The sequence below is a fragment of the Leptolyngbya sp. FACHB-541 genome (assembly GCF_014695875.1).
In the GTDB taxonomy this organism is placed as follows: Bacteria; Cyanobacteriota; Cyanobacteriia; order Elainellales; family Elainellaceae; genus JAAUTN01.
In genome coordinates this window covers 1-6,283 of sequence record NZ_JACJPC010000127.1, presented here as the reverse complement: position 1 = coordinate 6,283, position 6,283 = coordinate 1, and the positions used below count along the sequence as shown (strand labels likewise).

3 protein-coding genes and 1 pseudogene are annotated in these 6,283 nt (G+C 49.2%); 2 read left to right on the top strand and 2 right to left on the bottom strand.

From position 1 onward, the window contains the following. Positions 1 to 200: 200 nt before the first annotated feature. The gene (locus H6G00_RS27565) at positions 201 to 1,256 is read left to right on the top strand and encodes a transaldolase family protein (protein WP_190799177.1); all 1,056 of its coding nucleotides are present in this window, start codon (positions 201 to 203) and stop codon (positions 1,254 to 1,256) included. Positions 1,257 to 1,273: 17 nt separating this feature from the next. On the opposite strand, the gene H6G00_RS27560 is transcribed toward H6G00_RS27565, so the two are convergent. Together H6G00_RS27560 and H6G00_RS27555 are read right to left on the bottom strand one after the other, a co-directional pair. Then, positions 1,274 to 4,906 (bottom strand): NB-ARC domain-containing protein, encoded by a 3,633-nt coding sequence (locus H6G00_RS27560; RefSeq protein WP_190799176.1) that lies wholly within the window; start codon positions 4,904 to 4,906, stop codon positions 1,274 to 1,276. 110 nt (positions 4,907 to 5,016) lie between these two features. Further along, positions 5,017 to 5,241 (bottom strand): annotated as a pseudogene (locus H6G00_RS27555) (AraC family transcriptional regulator); the annotation flags it as partial. A gap of 214 nt (positions 5,242 to 5,455) precedes the next feature. Here H6G00_RS27555 and H6G00_RS27550 point away from each other — a divergent pair. Further along, the gene (locus H6G00_RS27550; RefSeq protein ID WP_190799174.1) at positions 5,456 to 6,196 is read left to right on the top strand and encodes a hypothetical protein; all 741 of its coding nucleotides are present in this window, start codon (positions 5,456 to 5,458) and stop codon (positions 6,194 to 6,196) included. Positions 6,197 to 6,283 lie beyond the last annotated feature (87 nt).

The window sequence follows — 6,283 nt, the reverse complement described above, 5'->3', positions numbered from 1 at the left end:
CAAAAATTAGGGCTACAGATGGAAGGGCACCCCGCGACGCGGGGTGCCCTTCCATCTGTAGCCTCTTTTTAGAGAAACGGGGTATTAGCAGCAAGTTAATTATATTGACGCTTAACTGAGGGATCTTGAGTGGTGAAATTTGAAGCAGTTTTGCAGACTGGTTTATAGATGTTTGAATCTTCCTCGTGAAGTTCGTCGCTATGAACCTGTTGCAATCACTCCGGCGCTGTGGACAATCCGTTTGGCTCGATGGACTTGAGCGAGGTTGGATTAGTCGGGGTGAGTTGCAGCAATACATTGAGGAAGATGGTTTAAGGGGTGCCCGATCAAACTTTAGAAACTTGCAAGCGGCAATTGAAGGACAGGAGTACGATCGCGACCTCACGACACTGGCGCAGAAAGGGATGAGCCAGACTGCACAATCGGATTATGACTATTTGGTTGTGCGAGATCTGCAATTAGCGGCTGATTTGCTGAAACCAGTCCATTCTCAGACGCAAGGACGGGATGGCTACGTCCAGGTCGATCTGCCGCCTGACACACTGCTTCAGCCTGAAACCGCGATCGCCGCCGCACAAAAAATCTGGTGTTCCGTTGGATGGAGTAATTTGTTGCTGAGAATTCCAGCAACTCCATTGATGTTGCCAGTGATTACCCAATTAATTGGCGATCGCATCAATGTAAATGCAACGCTGGTGTTTTCTCCAGATGGGTATCAGCAGGTATTTGATGCGTATCTGAGGGGGCTAGAGAGACTGGTTCAACAAGGAGAATCGGTCAGTGATGTGGTTTGTTTTGTCAGTGTTTCAATGGGGCGTTTGGATGCAGTGATTGATCCACTCATTGCTAACTCAAAAACATCCTTCAGCCTGATGCAAGCCAAGCTGCTGTACCAGCACTATCGTCAGCTTTGTCAATGTGAACGTTGGCGATCGCTTCCTGAAGGGGCAAAGCCGTTGCGTCTGGTGTGGGATTGCACAGATATTTCACCTGAATCCGCATGGCATTATCTTCAGATGCTAGCGGCTCCTGAAACCGTGATCATGCTATCGCCATCAACCCTAGAACTGTATCGTGAGGTTTCTCTATTGCCCACCAGTTTGACTGACAATGAACAAGTTGAAAAAATTCTGGCGAACGGAGCGAGAGAACTTGCTTTAGATGAACTTGACCAACTTGTGAATGAGGAAAGAGCGCGATCGCTCAACGCCTTTGGTCAGTTGTTAGAGGCGATCGAGAAAAAGAGAATGTGCTGAGTAGGGAGGCAATTGCTTTAATGTCCAGTTGCCCCTAATGCTTTAAGGGTAGACTTTTGAGCGACCGTCAACCCCGTTGCACCTTGAATGTTCATGCCTTCATAGAGGCGATCGACCGTCAACGTGCTGATACAGCGTCCTGTCTGCACGTCCCATAGCTTAATCGTGCGATCGTTGCTACCACTAAATAGGATTTGACCGTCAGAGCTAAAGACAACTGACCGCACCCAACCGCTATGTTCATCCAGGATGTGAAGGCAATGCCCCGTTTGCAGATCCCATAGTCGAATCGTTTGATCATCACCACCACTTGCCAAGAATCGAGCATTAGAACAGATGGCGACTGTCCAGATGGCTCCTGTATGCCCCTGCAAAACTTTCAGACATTCCCCAGTTTGTACATCCCATAATCGAACGGTCTGGTCATGACTGCCACTTGCCAGGAATCGACCGCTGGGGTCAAACGCGAGTGAGAAAACTGCACCGATATGCCCCTGCAAAACTTTTAGACATTCTCCAGTTTGCACATCCCATATGCGAATGGTGAGATCAAAACTGCCACTTGCTAACCGTTGACCGCTGGGGTCAAACGCGATTGCGCGAATACCGCTCTCATGTCCGCGCAATACATGCAAACACTGATGCGTTTGCACATCCCACAGTCGTACGGTGCAATCATAACTACTGCTTGCCAAAATTTGTCCTGTTGGGCTAAACAAAATTGTCCAGATGGATGCGCTGTGTGCTGACCATTGATCGACGTGTCCAGTTTCGGTATTCCATAGGGCGATCGACTCATCGTGTCGATTGATCGCGACTGTTTGATTATTAGAACTGAAGCTGACGTTGGTGAAGGGTGATATCCGACGGGTCGGACTAGAAAAGGTTTTGTAGGGGTGAAGTTGCGAGCGATCGCGATCTCGTTGCACACGCCACACGTGAATCGTTTCACTCTGTCCGCCACTAGCCAGCATTTGGTTATCTGAACTGAGGCTCAGGGAGTGAATCCCACCGATATATCCACGCAACGTTTTCAGGTTCTGTCCGCCTTGTAAATCCCAGAGCCGCACTGTATAGTCTTTTCCTGTACTGACTAACAATTGACTATCGGCACTGATAGCAAGTCCGTAAACATCATGGGTATGACCCTTAAGCACATGAATGGGTTGCCCGTCCGGAACACTCCAAAGGCGCAGCGTACTATCGAGGCTGGCACTGGCTAACCACTGACCATCTGGGCTAAAGGCAATGTTCCAAACCCAGTCGGTATGTCCCTGTAATGGCTTGGCACTGGAAGTTATGGTACTAGGCTTCGACGATGGATTATGAGGCAGATAACCGCTCCACAGTCGAATCGAGCCATCCCGACAGCCACTCGCTAACAGTTGACCATTCGGGCTGTAGCGCACACACTGAACCCCACTGGTATGCCCCTGTAAGATACTCAAGCAGCGACCATTACTCACCTCCCAAATCCGAATCGTTGCATCATTACTGCTGCTAGCTAAGGTTTGCTGATCCGGAGCGAAGTGGACAGAATAAACGCTCTGGGAGTGTCCCTTTAAAATACGGAGACACTGCCCTTGCAAATTCCATAAGCGCACCGTTTTGTCTTCACTAGCACTTGCTAACTGCTGGCTATCAGGACTAAAACTCACTGCCCGAACGCTACGTGTATGCTCTGTGATCACCTGCAAGCATTGCCCACTCTGGACATCCCACAAGCGCACAGAACTATCCGTACTGCCGCTGGCTAGCAGAGTGCCATCTGGACTAAAAGCAACCGACCAAACCCAGCCGATGTGTCCTTCAAAGGTGGCTAAGAGTTGGGTTGTGGTGAGATTCCAGAGATAGATGTTGCCAATGGAATCGCCCACTGCCATCATCTGTCCGTCTGGGCTCAGAGCGACTGACATGGCAATACTGAATACTTCAGAAAAGATGGACTTAGCAAACGTGGCATTCTGAAAATTGACCCCGGCTAAATCGACCTGCTGCAAGTCGGCTTGCTGCACCACAAGACCAGAAAAATCTGAACCGCGTAAGTCCACTTGAAACTGCACCAGCAGGTTAATCAGGTTGCCTGCAATGTACCCTGGTTGCTTCCCCTGTTGCGTTAATATATGCCTTGCTTGTGCCTCGATCGCCCCTACACTGCCAAAGCGAGACAATAGCCGTTCCATCACAGGCTGCACAATTAATCGCGTTTGAATCTCTCGAATGTAATCTTTTGCTTGTACTCGCAGTAAGGAGTGCGTTTGCCAAACGTTCAGCTCCTGCGTCTCAAATTCGATACAGATCTGCTGCACAAAGCGTTCTGTAACATATTCCATCACCACAGGTTGCAAGAAGAATAACCCATCACTTTTTTCGAGCAACGATCGCCGGAGTAGCGCATTGACGAGATTGGGTACACGTTGCTGAGCAGCAGGATCAACCACATTTTCTCGAATGTCTGAGATCGAGACGGGTTCTCGATGAATAGCAAACCAGAACAGGATTTTCTGTTCAGCTTCGGAGAGGCGATCGAACTGACGCTCCAGCACATCGCGGATGTCTTCAAATACAGCCAATCCCTGACTGAGATAGGGTATTACCTCGCCAATGCTGCCGTTATACAAATCCTGAATTGCGCTTGCTACCAGTTTTAGCGCCAGCGGATTACCGCCATAGTGCTGGATCAACGTCTGCCATTCTGCTTCTGAGCCTGTAAACGCTCCTTTTTGCCGAAAGATGGCGCGTCCATCATCAGGTGTTAGTCCACCTAAGGATAGCGATCGCACGAGCACCTGTGCGCCTTCCATCAGCGCCATTTCCCGTGGTTTTTCTCGACTGGTCAGCAACAAACAGCTTTGGTGAGACGCTTCGCCAATGGCTCTGAGCAACTGTCCGTACCCTTCATAACCTAATCGCCATTGTCCTACCGACTCGCACTGCAAAATGGTTTCAGCATTATCCAGAATCAATAAACACCGACGCGATCGCAGATATTGCATCAGTTTGGAAAGCTGCTGATCGAGCGTGGTGGGGATGATCGGATCGTCCCCATAGAGCGGCATGAGAAACTTCAGCAGGCTCGACAGAAGTTCATCCAGCGGTAGCGCGTTGGCAAGCGATCGCCACACGACGATCTCAAACTCTGTCTGCATCTGAAGGGCAGCTTTGACCGCGATCGTACTTTTGCCCATGCCGCCAATGCCCAACAACCCGACCACACGACAGCGCTCAGACACGACCCACTGCCACAGTTGCGCCAGTTCTGCCTCACGCCCATAAAACACCGAGGCATCTACCGCCGTGTCCCAGTCCTGGTAAAAATCTGCTCGTCGGGGTTCCGGCGCTTCATTAGCTGCAACTGGGGACGTAAGATCTGACTGTGTTAATTCCAACCCAAACGCCCGAAAGAGATACTCCACCGACTGGCGATCGACCCCCTGTTCGCGTTTAAAAAGGCGGGAAAGGGTATTGAGGGAGAGTCCAGTGCGATCGCTCAAATCTTCCTGGGTGAAGTGCTTTCCCCAGATTTCATCAGATTCTGCCTGCTGTTTTGCCGTCTGAAACCTCTGCCATCCTTGAGGCGACAGGATGACTCCTCGAACTCGCCCAGAAGCAGATCTCCCCCGTCCAGATTTTGATGGGTTGGAATTCATGGATTAGCCGATGGTGTAAAGGAGCAGCATGAAATTTCCCCTCAAGCATACCGCGCCTTTCTCTCATGCCAAAGGTTTCACTGATAAAGATGGATCAGCGACTCCCCTATTTAGACTTTACGTAACTGTCCAATATCCTTAATGGGTGACATCCCGAACATACGAGAATATTCACGGCTAAATTGTGAGGCACTCTCATACCCAACTTGATAAGCCGCATTGGTTACATCGACGTTTTCGATCAGCATTAGACGACGGGCTTCCATCAACCTCAACTGTTTTTGATATTGCAGCGGACTCATTGAAGTGACTGCATTGAAGTGACAATGGAAGTTTAAGGGGTAAGGATAGCAAATGCAACAAAGTGATATGCGATCGCTGTAGTACCCTCCTGCTGCTTGCCTCCATGTAAAACGATTAAGTTGCGTCTTCACTCAAAGAACTTGAGTGGTGTAGATGGGGCGATCGCTGAAGAATGAATGTAACCCGGTGGGTAGCACTCACCAACCAAACGGAGAACAACAAACTGATTAACCAATGGTGATGACGATGAAATTAGAAACAATGACCGAAAAAATTAACCCTCAAGAACTCATCGAAAGCAGACTGCAATTGCACTATGCCGTTCAATATATTGCCGCAACGAGTGCGGCATTGGCAGAACCTTTACCAGACGACAGCCACACCAGTTTTGGATGGAGTTCAGTTTTAGAAGCGTTTGTTGGATCAGCTATTCAAGCAGATCAACCCTTTCAAGTCGCACTAGAACCTGTCAGCCTCACATTAATCTTGATCGATCATCACAATGACGCGATCGCATCTTTGCCATTACATGGAAAGACCATGCTAGAAGGGCTGAACTGGCTCCAGCAAGAGGTTTATAAACTCGGTGCAGATGCCAGCAAGATTGTGTTTTTAGACTATCCACCGAATGACTTTCCCGATCATCCTCTTGCTCATGGTGCATCTTTTGATGCCAGTCAAACGTTGGCATTGCGCGAATTAACAGATTACTACATCACGACTGATCGGCTACTTCAGACAATCGTTGCCACTAACGAGAATGCTTCAGCGATCCACATTTGGCCCCATCACCTTGATATCGCAACGCTGATTACGATTCCCGGTACCAAAAACGGGCATCCATTGACGGTCGGGGTTGGGTTATCGCCTGGAGACACGGGCTATCCAGAACCTTACTGGTATGTGTCTCCTTATCCATATCCCGACACCACCAACCTTCCTACCCTAGATGGTCAAGCGTTTTGGGCTCATCCCAGCTTTTGGTGATCTTGGGATATCTCTTTAGGAAGCTTGTAACTCTATAGGTGTTGCTTTTGCAGTGAGGATAAAGCGTTTGCTGAGTAAGTCTAAATT

Bases quoted from the DNA above. Each gene is read 5' to 3' on its own strand.
- H6G00_RS27565 (WP_190799177.1), top strand. From the start codon at position 201: ATGAACCTGTTGCAATCACTCCGGCGCTGTGGACAATCCGTTTGGCTC.
- H6G00_RS27560 (WP_190799176.1), bottom strand. From the start codon at position 4,906: ATGAATTCCAACCCATCAAAATCTGGACGGGGGAGATCTGCTTCTGGG.
- H6G00_RS27550 (WP_190799174.1), top strand. From the start codon at position 5,456: ATGAAATTAGAAACAATGACCGAAAAAATTAACCCTCAAGAACTCATC.